At 66.4% G+C, this 15,469-nt stretch carries 14 protein-coding genes and 2 pseudogenes; 6 read left to right on the top strand and 10 right to left on the bottom strand.

Features of this window, described 5'->3' with window-relative positions:
* Positions 1-2 precede the first annotated feature (2 nt).
* From fliR to flgB, 5 genes and pseudogenes are all read right to left on the bottom strand, one after another.
* A pseudogene (gene fliR, locus ACETMP_RS01070) lies at positions 3-774 on the bottom strand (flagellar biosynthetic protein FliR).
* Positions 775-791: 17 nt separating this feature from the next.
* Entirely contained in the window at positions 792-1,055 is a 264-nt protein-coding gene (fliQ, locus tag ACETMP_RS01065; RefSeq protein WP_007612284.1) for a flagellar biosynthesis protein FliQ, read from the bottom strand.
* 116 nt (positions 1,056-1,171) lie between these two features.
* Complete coding sequence (fliE, locus tag ACETMP_RS01060) at positions 1,172-1,480, bottom strand: flagellar hook-basal body complex protein FliE (protein ID WP_375159592.1); 309 nt, start codon at positions 1,478-1,480, stop codon at positions 1,172-1,174.
* A gap of 16 nt (positions 1,481-1,496) precedes the next feature.
* A complete protein-coding gene (gene flgC, locus ACETMP_RS01055) occupies positions 1,497-1,922 on the bottom strand; it encodes a flagellar basal body rod protein FlgC (protein WP_375159591.1) in 426 nt (141 codons plus the stop codon).
* A gap of 40 nt (positions 1,923-1,962) precedes the next feature.
* Positions 1,963-2,367, bottom strand: a complete 405-nt coding sequence (gene flgB / locus ACETMP_RS01050) for a flagellar basal body rod protein FlgB (RefSeq protein WP_375159590.1) — start codon at positions 2,365-2,367, stop codon at positions 1,963-1,965.
* A gap of 351 nt (positions 2,368-2,718) precedes the next feature.
* Here flgB and ACETMP_RS01045 point away from each other — a divergent pair, with 351 nt between their 5' ends.
* Together ACETMP_RS01045 and fliP are read left to right on the top strand one after the other, a co-directional pair.
* On the top strand, positions 2,719-3,681 hold the full coding sequence (locus ACETMP_RS01045; RefSeq protein ID WP_375159589.1) for a flagellar biosynthetic protein FliO: 963 nt from the start codon (positions 2,719-2,721) through the stop codon (positions 3,679-3,681).
* A complete protein-coding gene (fliP, locus tag ACETMP_RS01040) occupies positions 3,678-4,436 on the top strand; it encodes a flagellar type III secretion system pore protein FliP (RefSeq protein WP_375159588.1) in 759 nt (252 codons plus the stop codon). Before ACETMP_RS01045 ends, fliP begins: the two co-directional genes overlap by 4 nt.
* 262 nt (positions 4,437-4,698) lie before the next feature.
* Here fliP and ACETMP_RS01035 read toward each other — a convergent pair.
* From ACETMP_RS01035 to fliL, 5 genes and pseudogenes are all read right to left on the bottom strand, one after another.
* Positions 4,699-8,441, bottom strand: a pseudogene (locus ACETMP_RS01035) (tetratricopeptide repeat protein).
* A 102-nt stretch (positions 8,442-8,543) separates the two neighbouring features.
* Positions 8,544-9,308, bottom strand: a complete 765-nt coding sequence (locus tag ACETMP_RS01030) for a MotE family protein (RefSeq protein WP_375159587.1) — start codon at positions 9,306-9,308, stop codon at positions 8,544-8,546.
* Positions 9,309-9,317: 9 nt separating this feature from the next.
* Positions 9,318-9,764 carry a DUF6468 domain-containing protein gene (locus ACETMP_RS01025; RefSeq protein ID WP_028137458.1) on the bottom strand — a complete coding sequence of 149 codons (447 nt, stop codon included), beginning with the start codon at positions 9,762-9,764 and terminating at the stop codon, positions 9,318-9,320.
* Complete coding sequence (gene fliM, locus ACETMP_RS01020) at positions 9,761-10,963, bottom strand: flagellar motor switch protein FliM (RefSeq protein ID WP_018321852.1); 1,203 nt, start codon at positions 10,961-10,963, stop codon at positions 9,761-9,763. The genes ACETMP_RS01025 and fliM overlap by 4 nt, the downstream gene beginning before the upstream one ends.
* A 30-nt stretch (positions 10,964-10,993) precedes the next feature.
* Positions 10,994-11,494: a flagellar basal body-associated protein FliL gene (fliL, locus tag ACETMP_RS01015; RefSeq protein ID WP_028137460.1), complete on the bottom strand. Its 501-nt coding sequence runs from the start codon at positions 11,492-11,494 to the stop codon at positions 10,994-10,996.
* Positions 11,495-11,871: 377 nt separating this feature from the next.
* On the opposite strand from fliL, the gene flgF reads away from it, so the two are divergent.
* From flgF to flgH, 4 genes are read left to right on the top strand one after another with little or no spacing between them, the layout of a single operon-like run.
* A complete protein-coding gene (flgF, locus tag ACETMP_RS01010) occupies positions 11,872-12,633 on the top strand; it encodes a flagellar basal-body rod protein FlgF (protein ID WP_375159586.1) in 762 nt (253 codons plus the stop codon).
* Between the two features lie 17 nt (positions 12,634-12,650).
* Positions 12,651-13,439: a flagellar basal-body rod protein FlgG gene (flgG, locus tag ACETMP_RS01005; protein WP_028137462.1), complete on the top strand. Its 789-nt coding sequence runs from the start codon at positions 12,651-12,653 to the stop codon at positions 13,437-13,439.
* 60 nt (positions 13,440-13,499) lie between these two features.
* The gene (gene flgA / locus ACETMP_RS01000) at positions 13,500-14,663 is read left to right on the top strand and encodes a flagellar basal body P-ring formation chaperone FlgA (RefSeq protein WP_375159585.1); all 1,164 of its coding nucleotides are present in this window, start codon (positions 13,500-13,502) and stop codon (positions 14,661-14,663) included.
* Between the two features lie 3 nt (positions 14,664-14,666).
* Complete coding sequence (gene flgH, locus ACETMP_RS00995; RefSeq protein WP_375159584.1) at positions 14,667-15,431, top strand: flagellar basal body L-ring protein FlgH; 765 nt, start codon at positions 14,667-14,669, stop codon at positions 15,429-15,431.
* The last annotated feature ends 38 nt before the right edge of the window (positions 15,432-15,469 follow it).

The raw sequence follows: 15,469 nt of genomic DNA, 5'->3' as shown, positions 1-15,469 counted from the left end.
CGTCACTTGAGCGGCATCATCTGGTGCATGACACCGATGAAATAATCGAGAAAGGTGCCCATCATCGCGGTCAGCACCACGGCGAGCACCAGGAAGCCCGCGAAGATCGACAGCGGCACGCCGACGAAATAGACCTGCATCTGCGGCATCAGCCGCGCCAGTATCCCGAGCCCGATGTTGAAGACGAGGCCGAACACCAGGAACGGCCCGGATAGCTGCAAGCCGAGGCGGAACGCGGCGGCAAAGGCGCGCGTTGCCAGCGAGGCGACATCGCCGCTTCGAGACGGTCTCGCCCGGCGAGAAGATCGTATAGCTGTCGTTCAGCGCCGCGATCACCAGATGATGGCTGTCGGTGGCAAACAGCAGCGTCACGCCCAGGATGGTCAGGAAGTTGCCGACCAGCACACCCTGCTGTCCCTGGGTCGGATCGACCGAGGTGACGAAACCGAGCCCCATCTGCTGCGCGATCACCGATCCGGCGACCTGGAGCGCCGACAGCGTCACGCGCGCGGTCGCGCCCAGCACGATGCCGATCGCGATCTCATGCAGCATCAGGACCAGGAGCGGCGCCAGCGAGCCCATGTCGACCTGGTAGGCGTTGCGATGCAGCGGCAGGATGATCAGCGTGAGCAGCAGCGCGATCGACAGCTTGATCCGCGTCGGGATATTGGTCTCGCCCAGCCCCGGCAGCAGCATCACCATCGCGCCGACCCGGGCGAAGGCGAGCATGAAGGACGCGGCGAGCTCCGGCAGCAGCGAGACGTCGATGCGCATAATCGCTGCATCTTGCCTCAGCCGCCGATGATTCGCGACGAGATCCGCAGCATGTGGGAATGCAGCGCGTCGGCCATGAACGGCAGCGCCAGCAGCATCGTAGCAAAGATGGCCAGGATCTTCGGCACGTAGATCAGCGTCTGTTCCTGGATCTGCGTCAGCGCCTGGAACAGCGACACGACGACGCCGACCACCAGACCGACCACCATCAGCGGGGAGGACACGATCACGATCGTCCAGATGGCATCGCGCGCGACGTCGAGGGTCTCGGGGCCGGTCATTTGATAATTCTCACTGTCGGTTGTTTCCGTCATTCCGGGGCTCGCGAAGCGAGAACCCGGATCTCGAGATTCCGGGTTCGGTGCTTTGCACCGCCCCGGAATGACGAGCCCCCAGTTCAGATCGGCATCTTCATGATGTCTTCATAGGCCGCGATCACGCGGTCGCGGACCGACACCAGCGTGGACACCGCGACGTCGGTGTCGGCGACCGCGGTCACGACGTCCATCACGTTGGCCTTGCCGGAGGCCATCGCGATCGTCTGCGCGTCCGCCTTGCGGCCGGATTCCATGACGCTGCCGACGGCGTCCTTCAGCATCGAGGCAAAGGATTGCCCGCTTGCCTCGGCGCCCTTGCCGGCACCGCCGGTCTCCAGCACCCGGGCAAGGTTGGCGTAAGCATTGGCCGCGATCGTGGGTGATGCCATGGCTCAATTGTCCTGTTCAGCTCTTGAGGATGTCGATCGTGCGCTGGATCATCCGGCGCGTTGCACTGATGATGTTGAGATTGGCCTCGTAGGACCGCTGCGCATCGCGCATGTCGGTCATCTCGACCACCGAGTTCACATTTGGGTATTTGACGTTGCCGCTGGCGTCCGCCACCGGATTGTTCGGCTCGTATTTGACGCGGAAGTTCGACTGGTCGGGCTTGATCCTGCCGAGGGTGACGACCTGCGCGTCCAGCGAGCGGTCGAGCGCGGAGGAGAAGGTCGGAACCTTGCGCCGGTAGGGGTCGCCGCCGGGGGTCTGCGCGGTCGAATCCGCGTTCGCGATGTTTTCCGAGATCACCCGCATGCGGCCGGCCTGCGCCCGCAGACCGGAGGTCGCGATCGCCATCGAGCGGGCGAAGTCGCTGCTGTCATTGGCCATGATGCGCCTCCTCTAGCTGTTCTGTTCCCGGATCATGCGGCTAGGCCTTGCCGATCGCGGTCTTGAGCAGACGCAGGCTCTTCGAATAGAGCGAGGTCGCCGCCGCGTAGTCCATCTGGTTGCTGGCGGCCTTCATCATCTCCTCTTCGAGATTGACGGCGTTGCCGGCAGGGCGGGTTTCGAAGCCCGCGTTCTTGTTCTGGTCGAATACGGAGGCCGCGCCCGACGGCGTCATGTGAGAGCCGCTGGTGCGGGTCAGCGCCAGGGGGCCCATCGAGCCCGTGACGGCCCCGTTCTTGTCGAGTTTCGGCTCGACCAGATCGCGCGGCCGGAATTTGGGCGTATCGGAATTGGAGACGTTCTCGGACAGGACGCGCTGGCGTTCCTGGTGCCACTGCATCTTGGTGCGAAGCGCCGACAGCTCCGGGAGGTCGTTGATGGACATCGTCGCGGCTCCTTCCGCCTGACACGGACCTCGAGATCCGCAGCTAGGCAGAATTTGCCGCGTGTATGGTTAACAGCTGGTTAAGAAATCCCCGACGCATGTCCCCGAGCGGGACAGGATTTGCGCGCCCCGTGATTCTACGCCCTCCAAAATCAGCATTAACCCAACCGTTGGCGGGCCGTGCACAGGCCAAGAAGTCGTTTTGGATCGAGCGATTCATGGGTTATTAAGAGTTGGGGACGGCAAAACTTGCCGTGGGACGTTAAGAAATCGCAGTTTGGGGCATCGTAGGCCGGTGGTTGGCGTATCCGACCATGGGCACGAGAGAAGCGCCATTTGTCGGGGACTAGTATGCAAGGCAGCCCTATCACCTTCATCGTCGCGTTCATCGTCGTTCTGGCGTTGATCGGCGTCGCTGCTTGGCTGGTTCGCCGATTCGCCACCAGCCGGCTCGGCGCCAACACCCAGCGCGGCAGGATGCCCCGCCTTGCCGTGATCGATGCCGCCGCGGTCGACGGCCGGCGCCGCCTGGTGCTAGTCCGGCGCGACAATGTCGAGCACCTCCTGATGATCGGCGGCCCCACCGACATCGTGGTCGAGCCCAACATCGTTCGCGCCGCGCATGGCCGCGATCAGCTCCCCCAGCGTCCCAACGCCGCCGAGCCGCCGCGCCTTGCTCCGATGCCGGACGCCGGCGGCTGGGCCGACGAGGCGCCGCGGCCCGAGATGCTCGATCATCCCGAGCCGCAAATGCCCGAGCCGCCGCCGCGGCCTTCGCGCCCGTCCTTCGCCGACGAGGTGCGCCGGCCCGCCCCCGCTCTGGCTGAACGCCGCAGCGATCCCCTGGCCGGCTTCACGGCCGATACGATCGCGCCGCGCCCCGAGCGCGAGCCGCGGCCCGAGCCGCTGCCGCCGCGCGTTCCGCGCAGCGAGCCGCCGCTGATGCCGAGGCCGCCGCGCCAGAGCGAGGCGATGAAGATGCCGCCCGTCCGGGCCGAGCGCGCTGCTGCCCCACCGCCTCCTCCGCCGGCTCCGCCCGTTGCACCGCCGGCGCCCGCCGCGAGCCCGTCGAGCGCCGAGCAGAACCTCGCGGAAATGGCACAGCGGCTGGAAGCCGCACTGCGCCGCCCCGCCGGCGAAACGGTCGCCCCGCCCGTCGCGCCGGAGCCACCGGCCGCGCCCCCGCGGGCGGCTCGCAGCGAGCCGGCGTCGCCACCGGCCCCGCCGCAGAAGCCGGCCGCGGAAAAGACCAGCTTTGAAAATCTTGAAGACGAGATGGCCTCGCTGCTCGGCCGTCCGAAGCCGTCTTCGTGAGGCTGCCGTCCCTCCCGCGTAGAGTTCTTTTCCTTTCTGTCCTGCTGGTCGCGGCCTCGCCCGCAGGCCTTGCGCATGCGCAGGACATCAGCATCAACCTCGGCGGCGGCGCTGGCGGTGGCGGCGTCACCGAGCGCGCGATCCAGCTCATCGCGCTGCTCACGGTGCTGTCGATCGCACCGTCGATTCTGATCATGATGACGTCGTTCACGCGCATCGTGGTCGTGCTGTCGCTGCTGCGCACCGCGCTGGGCACGGCGACCGCGCCGCCGAACTCGGTGATCATCGCGCTGGCCATGTTCCTCACCTTCTTCGTGATGGGCCCGGTGCTGCAGAAATCCTACGACGACGGCATCCGACCGCTCGTCGCCAACCAGATCGGCGTCGAGGACGCGCTGCAGCGCGCCTCCGTCCCGCTGCGCGGCTTCATGCAGAAGAACGTGCGCGAGAAGGACCTCAGGCTGTTTCTGGATCTGTCGGGCGAGCCGGCACCGGCCACCCCCGACGACCTCGCACTTCGCATCCTCGTCCCCGCCTTCATGATCTCCGAGCTGAAGCGCGCCTTCGAGATCGGCTTCCTGTTGTTCCTGCCCTTCCTGATCATCGACCTCGTCGTCGCCTCGGTACTGATGTCGATGGGCATGATGATGCTGCCGCCGGCGACGATCTCGCTGCCGTTCAAGCTGATCTTCTTCGTGCTGGTCGACGGCTGGTCGCTGGTGGCGGGAAGCCTGGTGCAGAGCTACGGGGGGTGACGGCGGCTCCAGCTGCCGCGCCGCTGGCGCATCCTCTCCGCTCTCCCGCAATAGCCGCCGCCCCCTCCCCGTCATTGCGAGGAGCCCTTGCGACGAAGCAATCCAGACTGCCAACGCGGAAAGATTCCTGGATTGCTTCCGCCTTCGCCAAGGCTTCGGCGGACAAGTCGCTGCGCTCGCAATGACGGCGCATAGAGCGGCGGCGCTCGCAAGTGACGGCGGACGCGGCACGGTCCCGGGCCGCGCTTTGCGCGGAGGAATCCTACCGCGTCATCTTGATCTGCCGCACGACGGGGATCGTCGGCAGCGAGCCGGTGTGGTCGGCTTCTTCCTTGGCCTGCGGCGCGCGGGCGGAGGCGTCGGGGAAACGCTGCTTCATCTCGCGCAGGAAGCCGTCGAGCGTGTCGACGCTGGCGGCGAGCTTGGCGATCTCGGCGAATTCGGCGCTGGAGGCCGCGGCCGGCTTGCTGGCGATGTCGAAGGCGAGACGGTCGGCGCTCTCGCTCATCAGCGGCGCGTATTTCTCGCGGAAGCGCGACAGGCCGATCGAGTCGTCGGCGAGCGCATAGCCGACGGCGGCGCGGATGATGTCGCTCTTCTCCACCGCATTGAGCGGCTTGAAGTCGCGGAAGCGCTCGCCGTAATAGAGCTCGATCTGCTCGGCGGCCTCGCGCCAGCGCCGTGCCGCCCAGAAGATGTCGGAGCGCAGGCGGAGCACTTCGCGCCCGGCGACGTTGGAGACGATGTCGAGCGCGAGATCGTGACGGCCGACGTCGCTCTGCGCGCGCGCTTCCAGCAGCAGGCGCTGCTGCCTGAGCTCGCCGGAGAGATCGCTGATGCGGCTGGCGCGCAGTGCGGTGATCGCCATGTCGGGCTTGCGGTTGGCGAGGTAGATCATGGCAAGACGCGCGGCGACCTGGGCACGCGCGGCGCCTTCGAGGCGATGGTCGACCTGGTATTGCAGGAGCTCGGCGGCCTGGTCGAGCAGATCGATCGAGGCGAGACGGTCTGCGAGCCGGCGGATCAGCTCGTCGCCGCGGCGACCGATCGGCGTCAGTTCGCGGAACTCGTAGAACATGCCGAGCGCTTCGACCGGCGGCAGGTCGTCACCTTTCGGTCCGAGGAATATCTGCGTGAACAGCTCGGAGGCGAGGTCCTGCGCCTGACGGGAGGCTTCCGCGTTCGGCTGAAGCCTTGTCGCGGTGCGCGCCGCGGTGAGCGCGTCGCGGTAGCGACCGCTCTCGGCATACATCCGCGACAGCATCTGCAGCGTCTTGACCTCGATCGAGTCGCCGCGCCAGGTCATGGAGAGGGTCTCGAGCTCGCGCAGCGCGTCGTCCTTGCCGATCTCGTCGCGCCTCTGCCGCAGCGCGATCTCGAGCTGCTTGGCCTCCGCCGCCGCCTGCCGGTCGGCCGAGGCGGCTGCGAACCTGTAGTCGTCGAGCGCGTCCTTGTCGTGGCCGAGCGCCTCGGCGAGCCGGCCGCGCAGCACAGCGAAGCCGGGCCCCGCCTCGGGCGAGACGCCGACCACTTCGAGCTCGCTGCGGCGCTTGGAGGCGCCGGCATAGTCCTTCACCTCGAGGGACGCGCGCATCGCGTCCATCGTCACGATGCGCTGGATGTCGAGCGGCAGCGAGGCGATGGCGAATTCGACGTTCTTGAACTTCTCGCGCGCGTCCGCCCATTTGCCTTGGCGCGCAAAGGCGAGCGCCTTCCAGAGCTGGGAATCGTGGCTGTTGCCGATCACGGGATTGGAGAGGTCCTTCAGGCCCTGCGCCGGCCGGCCGATCAGGATGCTGGCGATCGCATGGATGATCAGCGCGCCGCTCTCCTCCTTGTTGAGGGGATCGGTCAGCATGACGTCGGTGACGGCCTTGGCCTCGTAATACATCGCGCGCGACATGTAGAACTGCGCGAGGTCGAGCCGCGGCAGCGAGCGCAGCGCCGGCTCGACCGCCGAGATCGCCGTCATCAGCTCGCTCTGGCGCGCCATGAAGTTTTCCGACTGGCCCTTGCGCCAGGCTTCGGGGCTGAACACCGGGCGCACCGCGGTCGGCGCCCGTTCGGCCGAGATGTCGACCGGCGACAGCGTCAATCCGCCCTTCTTGCCGAGGATCACCTTGTCAGCGCCGACCTCGACGCCGACCTCGTCTGAGTTCGGCCGGATCGCGATGCCGTGCGCGGATTCCAGCAGCGAGAGATCGACGAGGTCCTGCCGCTTGATGAAGCCGCGCACCGGCCGCTGCGCGGTGATGACATAGAGCGTGTCGCCGGCGTCGGGGTCGGTGAGCTTGTGCAACTGGCCCGGGTTGGCGAAGGGGATCGCGATGTTGGCAAGCGCGGGGTCGGTGATGTTGCGCGACATCATCAGCGGCAGCGGCGTCGACTGGATCTTGTCGGCCAGCGTCAGGAGCCAGTTGGTTTCCTTGCCGACCTCCTCGCTCGCCAGCGAGTAGACCAGCGGGCGGGTGAGACGGATGCGCACCGCCTGCCCCTTGTCGAGGGGGATGCGGCCGACCTCGCCGATCATCGCGCCGCCCTTGGTGCGGATCGCCTCGACGTCGATCGGCTTCGGCGTATCGAACACCAGCCAGACGGTGTCGCCGCGGCGGAACGCGGCCGCGGCCGTTGCGACCTGAATCGGGAACGTCACGCGCAAGCCGTCGCTGTCGCGACGCGCATCGACGCCGGCGACCGTGGGCTGCGGCGCAGGCTTGACAATTTCCTTGGCCGTTTCCTTAGCCGTTTCTTTGGCGACTTCCTTGACCGGCTCCTTCGCGGCCTCTTCGGCCCGCGCGGGCTTGGCCGGCACGGTCGCAGCTTCGGCAGCAGGGGGCGCCGGCTTCGCAACTTCCTTCGCGGCCTCCTTGGCCGCCTCCGAGCGCGCGCCGCCTCAGTCGCGGGAGCCGGCACCGGTTTCGGCGCTTCGGCTGCCGGCATCGCCGCCGGCGCTTCCGGCTTCAGCTCGGGCTTGACGTCCGACCTGACGTCGATCTTGGCTTCGCGCGCGATCGTCTCGGAGGTCGGCGGCACGATCTCGCCTTGGGCATCCTTCGGCTTCTCGGCCGCGGGCTTGTCGGGCGAAGGCCGAGGTCCGGAACCTCCGGGTTTCATCTGCGTGAGCGCCGCCTCCGGCGCCGCGGCAATCTTACCCTTGTCGGGCTGGAAAGACACGTCGACGATGTAGTTCTTCTCGTCGCGGAACGAATGCACGTCGGAATCGCCGATCAGCGCGATCTCGACATTGGTCTGGTCGATGTCGGCCTTCTGCTTGATCGAGGCAACGTTTGGCGGCGCCGCGACGACGGCGTCGGCCAGATCGAAATTGAGGTTGGCATTGAAAGCCAGCGTGAGCTTCTGCTCGTTGAGCACCGAGGAGACGCCGACACCGTCGGGCATCTCGAACACGAAGCGCACGAAGGTCGGCTGCACCGAGGCACGCACGCGGATCGGCGGACGCTTCTTGGTCTCGGCCGCGACGCGCTGGGCGCGCAGCGCGCGCTCGGCGATGCGCGCACGCTCGGCGAGCTCCTTGACGACGTCCATCGGCAGGCTCGGCGGCGGCCCCTTCCAGCCCTCGGGCAGGAGATCGATGAAGGTGCGCTCGCCGGCGTTCATGGTGTTGACGGTGACGCGCCGCGCCAGCGACAGGCGGATGGCGCTGCCGTCGGGATCGCGACGCGCGGAATTGATGTAATCAGGGGCGCCTTCCGGCACGCGGTCGACGGGAACGTCGACCGGCCGGTCGAAGCGGATGATGAGGATGGAGCCCGCGGTCGCCACCTCGGAGGGAACGTCCTCGCCGAGCTTGATGACGAGGCGGGCAAAGCCGCCGCCGGCCGAAAAAGTCGCCTCACCCCTGACGGGATCGGCTGCCCGGACCGGCGCACCGAAACCGATCAGCAGGCAGACCGCCAGCATGCCCGCCGCGCGGACATGACGCGACAGGCCCGGCGCGAAAGCGCGGGCTCGCGACACAAATCCAGCGGCAGCCTCTCGCGCCATTGGCGGCATTTCTTCCGTTTCGACGGTCGACGCCGGTCCTGATCCCGGCCACAGCCTCGACTCTAAGGTTTTGCCAATTAAGGACTTCTTAAGTATGCGCCCTCAATTCGGCTTTTGCGTCGGCTTGCCGTCGATCTTGGGCAGCTCCGCGGCCGAGGCCGATTGGTCGCCGCCGCCATTGGCACGCCGCGCCATCTCGACCGTCAGCTTCTCGGCGGCCTCCGACGACATCAGCCCGAGGATGTCCGACATCTTCCGCGGCGCGATGGCCGAGGCGATCTCGATCAGCACGCCCATCTCCAGCCGGTCGAACACCCGTGCGGCGTCCTTCGGCTTCATGCCTTCGTACATGGTGACGAGGCCCTTCATGCGCTGGGCTTCGGCGGCCTTCTGCTCGGCCTGCGTCGCCGAGATGCGGGTTTCCACCGCCTTCATCTCCTCGACCTTGCCTTCGATGCGCTTCTCGGCCGATTTGAGCAGGCTTTCGCGGATGTCGATCTCGCGCTGGCGGGCCTCGATCTCCTGCCGGCGCGCCTGCAACCGCTCGAGGATCGCGCGCTCGGAGGCCGAGAGCTGCGGCTGGGTCTCGTCGATCTTGACCGGGGTGCCGCCCTCCATCTTGGTCTCGGGCGCGGCCGGCTTCGGCGGTTCCTTCGGCGCGCCATGGGTCGATCCCGTGATATCGGGATCGTCGCGGCCGGTCGGAAAATTCAGGTTCTCTTCCGCCCAGGACTTCTTGCCCTGGTTCGGCTTGTAGTCGAACACGTAGCCGCCGTTGATCGCGAGGCCCGCCACCTTCAGCGTGGCGAGGCCCGCGATGGCGATCAGGACGACCGGGATGACGCGGATGTTACGAAAGGATTTCATGCCCTGACTTCATGCGGCAAGACCGTTGGAGCGTCGGCGCTCGGAAAAGGCTTCGGCCGCCGCCGCCACCGCCTTCGCGGTCGAGGGCTTGGGCGTGGGCGCGGAGACCGCTTCCGGATTGGTCACGGGGCGCGCGGCGATCGCGATCTTGGACAGGCGCCGCACCACGTTGTCGGCTTCGCCGAGCTGCTTGTAGAGCTGGTCCGACATCTGCGTCGCCGCGGCAAGCTGGCTGCCGAGATTCTCGTTGACGTCGCGCACGGCGAGCTTCAGCCCGCCGATCGCGCGCTCGGCGATCTCGGTCGCGGTGATCAGCTCGCCGATTACCGCCTTCAGCGAATGCTCGTCCGCCTTCAGCCGCGTCAGCCGCTTGTTGAGCATGACGCAGTAGACGATCGTCAGCATCAGCAGGATAGCCACCAGCGTCTCGATCGCCATTCCCAGGGAGTGGTTCATGGGGCCTCCATCATCTTGTTCTGCTCGTCCACCTTCTCGAACATCGCAAGTGTCGTGCTTGGCTTGCGCAAGGGTTTGGTCACGCGGATCGCGACGCGGTCGCCGACCCGGCCCATCCGTCCCTCGGTCAGCGTGACGTCGCCGCAGCGGACGGTGACGTTGGCGTCGGCGCGCATGTCCAGCGGCAGCGTGTCGCCGACCTTGAGCCGCATCAGTTGCTTGAGCGGGATGTCGGCCTCGTAGAGCACGGCATCGACGGCGATCTCGGCCTGCACGATCTCGGTGGCGAAATGGCCTTCCCAGACCGGGTCGCGGCCGAATTTTTCGCCCATGAACATCTGGAGCAGGACGCCCCGGATCGGCTCGATGGTCGCATAAGGCAGCAACAGCTCGATGTTGCCGCCGCGGTCTTCCATGTCGATGCGCAGGCGCACCAGGATCGCGGCATTGGCCGGACGGCTGATCGCGGCAAAACGCGGGTTGGTCTCGAGCCGGTCGATCGTGAAGGTCACCGGCGACAGCGGCCGGAACGCCTGCTCGGCGTCGGCCAGCACCACCTCGACCAGCCGCTTCACCAGCTCGGTCTCGATCGTGGTGTAGGGCCGGCCCTCGATGCGGAGCTGGCTGGTGCCGCGGCGGCCGCCGAGCAGCACGTCGATCATCGAATAGATCAGGTTGGAATCGACCGTCGCCATGCCGAAGTTTTCCCATTCCTCGGCCTTGAAGACGGTGAGGACGGCGGGCAGCGGGATCGAGTTCATGTAGTCGCCGAAGCGCACCGAGGTGATGCGGTCGAGCGAGACTTCGACGTTGTCGGAGGTGAAATTGCGCAGGGACGTGGTCATCAACCGCACCAGGCGGTCGAAGACGATTTCGAGCATCGGCAGACGCTCGTAGGAGACCATCGCCGAATCGATGATGGCGCGAATGCCGGAATGGTCGTCGAGCGTGACGTCGCCGACGGTGAAGCCGAGGAGATTGTCGATCTCCTCCTGCGACAGCACCCGCTCGCCGGAGTTCTTGCCGCTTCCGAGATCGCGGCTGCCGTCCTCGACCATGGCCGCCCATTGCAGGGCCATGGTCTCCGACAATTCGTTTTCGGCGGCAGCCTTTGCCGCCTCCGCAGGATCCTCGGAATCGAGCGACGCCTCCCATTGGGCGGCAATCGCATCCTGGTCCATTTGCTCGTTGCCGGCCATGGCCCTAGCCCGTTGCCTTCCGCAGCGCCATCACTGGACCACGACTTCCTTGAACAGCACCGCGCTGACCTGGATCGGGGCGACCGCGGCGTTGACGCGCTTGGTCAGCTCCTCCTTGAGGCGGAAGATGCCGGCGGACCCGTTGAGGTCGGAGGGGCGCAGCTCGCGCACATAGGTCTGGAAGATGTCGGTGACGCGCGGCATCGTCGGCTTGATCGCCTCGATCTGCTTCTCTTCCTTCAGCTCCAGCACGATCTTCAGCCGCAGATATTGCACGCGCTCGCCGGGCGAACCGGCGAGGTTGACCATCAGGTCGGGGACGTCGACGAAGGCCGGCGGCTTCGGCGGCGGCGCGGCCTCGGCATGGTGCTCGGCATCGCCGTGACGGAAGAAGAAGAACCAGGTCGCAGCACCGCCGCCGAGGATGGCGAGCACGCCGACGGCCATGATGATGAGCTTCAGCTTGTTCTTCGGCGGAGCGCCTTCGGTGCCCTCACCGGCCGCGCCGCCTTCTGCTTCGTTCTCTGCCATGGTCGCCGCGCCCGGATCTCTCAAAGGGGTCGAAAGAGCGAAGGCTCAAGACAGTGACGCGATACAAATGCCCCGGCGCAATGCGCTCCTTTTCATGGCAAACGCTACGGTAATAATGGTTAACGGAATCTTTCGATCGGGCTTCTGCTAGGAAAAATCTGCCGGGCAGACATGGCTAACAGAACCTTTCTGCCGCCCTCCCGCGCCCCTCGAAAATCGGCAAGACATTGAAATCACGAATTTTTCCAGGTTGGCACGGCTTTCGCTGAGAAAGGGCCGAGACCCACCGGTTTGGGAGAACCTGAAGGTCTCGTTCACGGGGTCGGCCAAGGCGCTTGGGAGAGCGAGATGGCGGATCCACTCAGGGGAGATTTCCGATGCAGAACGCGCTTCTGATCGGGTTGTCACGGCAGATGACGTTGGAACGGCAGATGGATGTCATCGCCAACAACGTCGCCAATGCCAACACCAACGGCTTCAAGGCCGACCATTCGCTGTTCGAGGAGTACCTCAACTCGAACGCGCGTGAGGACAATTTCATCGGCGCCGACCGCCGCGTCTCCTATGTGCAGGATCGCGGCACCTTCCGCGACGTCGGCCCAGGGCCGATGGAAATGACCAAGAACCCGCTAGACCTCGCGATCACCGGGGACGCCTATTTCGCGGTGCAGGTCAATGGTGGCGAGCGCTACACACGCGACGGCAAGTTCTCGCTCAACTCGACCGGCCAGCTCGTCACCTCCGACGGCAACCTCGTGCTCGGCACCGGCGGCCCGATCACCTTCCAGCCGACCGACCACGACATCAACATCGCCCCCGACGGCACCATCACGGTGCTCGAGGGTACCGCCAGGACCGACTCGATCCGCGGCAAGATCAAGATGGTGTCGTTCGACGATCCGGCCAAGCTGACCAAGCTCGGCGCCAATCTCTACGACACCGGCCGAGCGACCCAGCAGCCCGCCACCAAGTCCACCGTGGAGCAGGGCTACGTCGAGAAGTCGAACGTGAATTCGGTCGTCGAGATGACCCGCATGGTCGAGGTCATGCGCAGCTACACCGCCGTCGCCAACCTGCTCCAGCAGCAGAGCGACCTCCACAAATCGGCGATCGAAAAGCTCGCCGACGTTCCGGCCTGATTGAGGGAGAACTGGAGATGCAGGCACTTCACACCGCAGCGACCGGAATGGCGGCACAGGAACTCAACGTTCAGGTGATCTCCAACAACATCGCCAACCTGCGCACCACCGGCTTCAAGAAGCAGACCGCGGCGTTCCAGGACCTGATCTACGAGCACGTGCGCCGCGTCGGCGCGCAGGCCTCGGACCAGGGCACCATCCTGCCCGTCGGCGTCGACATCGGCGGCGGCGTCAAGACCGTCGGCACGCCGCGCAGCATGACGCAGGGCACGCTGTCGCAGACCGGCAACGATCTCGACCTCGCCGTGTCGGGCGAAGGCTTCTTCAAGATCCTGATGCCCGACGGCACCTATCAGTACACCCGCGACGGCACCTTCCAGATGGACAACCAGGGCCGCGTCGTCACCGCGCAGGGCAACCCGGTGCAGCCCACCATCACGATCCCGAATAACGCTTCCGGCATCTCCGTGAGCGAACAGGGCCAGGTCTCGGTGACGCTGCCGGGCTCCTCGACCTCCTCGATCGTCGGCCAGATCGGCGTGACCCGCTTCATCAACAAAGCGGGCCTGCAGCCGGTCGGCAGCAACCAGTTCACCGAGACCCCGTCGTCCGGCCCGCCGCAGGACGGCACCGCGAATTCCGAGGGCTACGGCAAGATCACGCAAGGCAGCCTCGAGCAGGCCAATGTCGACGTGGTCTCCGAGATGAGCGACCTGATCGCCGCCCAGCGCGCCTACGAGATGAACGCCAAGGTGATCAGCGCCGCCGACCAGATGATGCAATCGACCACGGCGCTGTTCCGCTGAGGCCAAAACTGAGGCCAAGTCTGAAGCCAAGGCTGAAGCAATGACACTGAAGCAATGACGATGATCCGTACCACCCTCGCCACCATCTCCGCCCTGCTCGCGCTGGCCCTGCCGGCAGCGGCCGCGGACGACTTCATCGCCTCGCCGGCGCTGCGCGCGAGCGTCAGCGTGACCTCGGACGTGGTGCGGGTCGGCGATCTCATCGACAATGCCGGATCGGCCGCGACGATCCCGGTCTACCGCTCGCCCGATCTCGGCACCACCGGCACGCTGACGGTCGGCCAGGTGCTGTCGGTGCTCCGCGCCAAGCAGGTGATCGGCGTGATGACCGGCGACATCAGGGAAGTCCAGGTCACCCGCCTCGCCCGCACGCTCGCGGGCAAGGATATCGAAACCGCGGTCGCCTCGGCGCTCGAGCGCCGTTTCGGCCTCGGCGATGCCGCCAACATCACCATCACCTTCGACCGCGCCGTCACCGAGATGCGGTTGGACGCCGCCTACAGCGGCGCGCTGCAGCCGGTCGCAACCCGCTACGATGCCCGCAGCGGCCGCTTCGACGTCGCCTTCGAGATCGCCAACGACAACAATCCGACCCCGACCAAGCTGCGCTTCGCCGGTACCGCGATCGAGACGATCGAAGTGGCCGTGCTGACGCGCGACATCGACCGTGCCGACGTGCTGAAGTCCTCCGACATCGCGCTGGAGCGTCGGCCGAAGGCCGAGGTCACCGGCGAGCCGGCTTCGCGCGAGCGCAGCGTCGGCATGCAGTTGCGTCGGGCGATGCGGGCAGGCATGCCGCTCCGCGCTGCCGACATCGTCAAGCCCGACTTCGTGGTGCGCGACCAGAGCGTGACCATCATCTTTCAGGCGCCCGGCCTCTATCTCACCACGCGCGGCAAGGCGATCGAGAGCGGCGCGGAGGGCGACACCGTCAGCGTGCTCAATCTGCATTCCAAGCGCACGCTGACCGGAATCGTCACCGGCCGCGGCCAGGTGACGATCCAGGGCGCGAGCCAGTCGGCGCCGATAGCGCCCGCGGTCGAGCAGAGCTCCTCGCTCCAGCGGGAAACGCCCGCCCCTGCGGCCGCAGCCCTCGCCCGGAGCCCGATCGAGGCGCCGACCTCGCCGGCCCGGATCGCCCAAGCCCAGACCAATCAGGCCCAGACCAATCAAGCCCAGCTTCCGCAAGTTCGCCTCTCGCAGGCTCCAGCCAAGTCAGAGTAAATCATGTCCACGTTCAGTCCGGCCTTCCGCCTTCGTCGCATCGCCATCTCTGCCCTGCTGCTGGCCTCTTGCGCGCTGGGCGGCTGCTCCTCGATCGACCGCCTGTCGCAGATCGGCGAGCAACCGAAGCTGTCGGCGATCGAGAATCCGACGGCACAGCCCGGTTACAAGCCGGTGCAGATGCCGATGCCGAAGCCGGAAGTCGCCTCCTACAATCCGAACTCGCTGTGGCGCAACGGCAGCCGCGCCTTCTTCAAGGACCAGCGCGCCCGCCAGGTCGGCGACCTCCTGACCGTGACCGTGAACATCACGGACAAGGCCAACATCGAGAACGACACCTCGCGCAGCCGCACCAACAAGGAAGATTTGGGCATCACCGACTTCATCGGCGCGAAAACGCTCGGCACGCAGGCGCAGAAGGTCCTGCCGGGCCGCATCCTGACCGCCGATTCGACCTCATCGAGCGAGGGCAAGGGCAGCGTCGACCGCAAGGAAGCCTTGCAGACCAACGTCGCCGCCGTGGTCACCCAGGTGCTGCCGAACGGCAACCTGGTCGTCGAAGGCAAGCAGGAGATCCGCGTCAACTTCGAAATTCGCGAGCTGATCGTGGCCGGCATCGTGCGCCCCGAGGACATCCAGAGCGACAACACCATCGATTCCACCAAGATTGCCCAGGCCCGCATCGCCTATGGCGGCCGCGGCCAGATCATGGACGTGCAGCAGCCACGCTACGGCCAGCAGGTGATGGACGTGCTGCTGCCCTTCTAAGCCTCTTCAAGAGCTCCCACATCGTGTTCGCGAAACCT

This window comes from Bradyrhizobium dasycarpum (genome assembly GCF_042019905.1).
Taxonomy (GTDB): Bacteria; Pseudomonadota; Alphaproteobacteria; order Rhizobiales; family Xanthobacteraceae; genus Bradyrhizobium; species Bradyrhizobium japonicum_B.
Note: the sequence above shows the minus strand (reverse complement) of the source record. Positions and strands in the feature narration are given on the sequence as shown.

Coding starts and splice junctions, on each gene's coding strand:
- fliQ (WP_007612284.1), bottom strand. CDS start 1,055: ATGACCGGCCCCGAGACCCTCGACGTCGCGCGCGATGCCATCTGGACG.
- fliE (WP_375159592.1), bottom strand. CDS start 1,480: ATGGCATCACCCACGATCGCGGCCAATGCTTACGCCAACCTTGCCCGG.
- flgC (WP_375159591.1), bottom strand. CDS start 1,922: ATGGCCAATGACAGCAGCGACTTCGCCCGCTCGATGGCGATCGCGACC.
- flgB (WP_375159590.1), bottom strand. CDS start 2,367: ATGTCCATCAACGACCTCCCGGAGCTGTCGGCGCTTCGCACCAAGATG.
- ACETMP_RS01045 (WP_375159589.1), top strand. CDS start 2,719: ATGCAAGGCAGCCCTATCACCTTCATCGTCGCGTTCATCGTCGTTCTG.
- ACETMP_RS01030 (WP_375159587.1), bottom strand. CDS start 9,308: ATGAAATCCTTTCGTAACATCCGCGTCATCCCGGTCGTCCTGATCGCC.
- ACETMP_RS01025 (WP_028137458.1), bottom strand. CDS start 9,764: ATGAACCACTCCCTGGGAATGGCGATCGAGACGCTGGTGGCTATCCTG.
- fliM (WP_018321852.1), bottom strand. CDS start 10,963: ATGGCCGGCAACGAGCAAATGGACCAGGATGCGATTGCCGCCCAATGG.
- fliL (WP_028137460.1), bottom strand. CDS start 11,494: ATGGCAGAGAACGAAGCAGAAGGCGGCGCGGCCGGTGAGGGCACCGAA.
- flgF (WP_375159586.1), top strand. CDS start 11,872: ATGCAGAACGCGCTTCTGATCGGGTTGTCACGGCAGATGACGTTGGAA.
- flgG (WP_028137462.1), top strand. CDS start 12,651: ATGCAGGCACTTCACACCGCAGCGACCGGAATGGCGGCACAGGAACTC.
- flgA (WP_375159585.1), top strand. CDS start 13,500: ATGATCCGTACCACCCTCGCCACCATCTCCGCCCTGCTCGCGCTGGCC.
- flgH (WP_375159584.1), top strand. CDS start 14,667: ATGTCCACGTTCAGTCCGGCCTTCCGCCTTCGTCGCATCGCCATCTCT.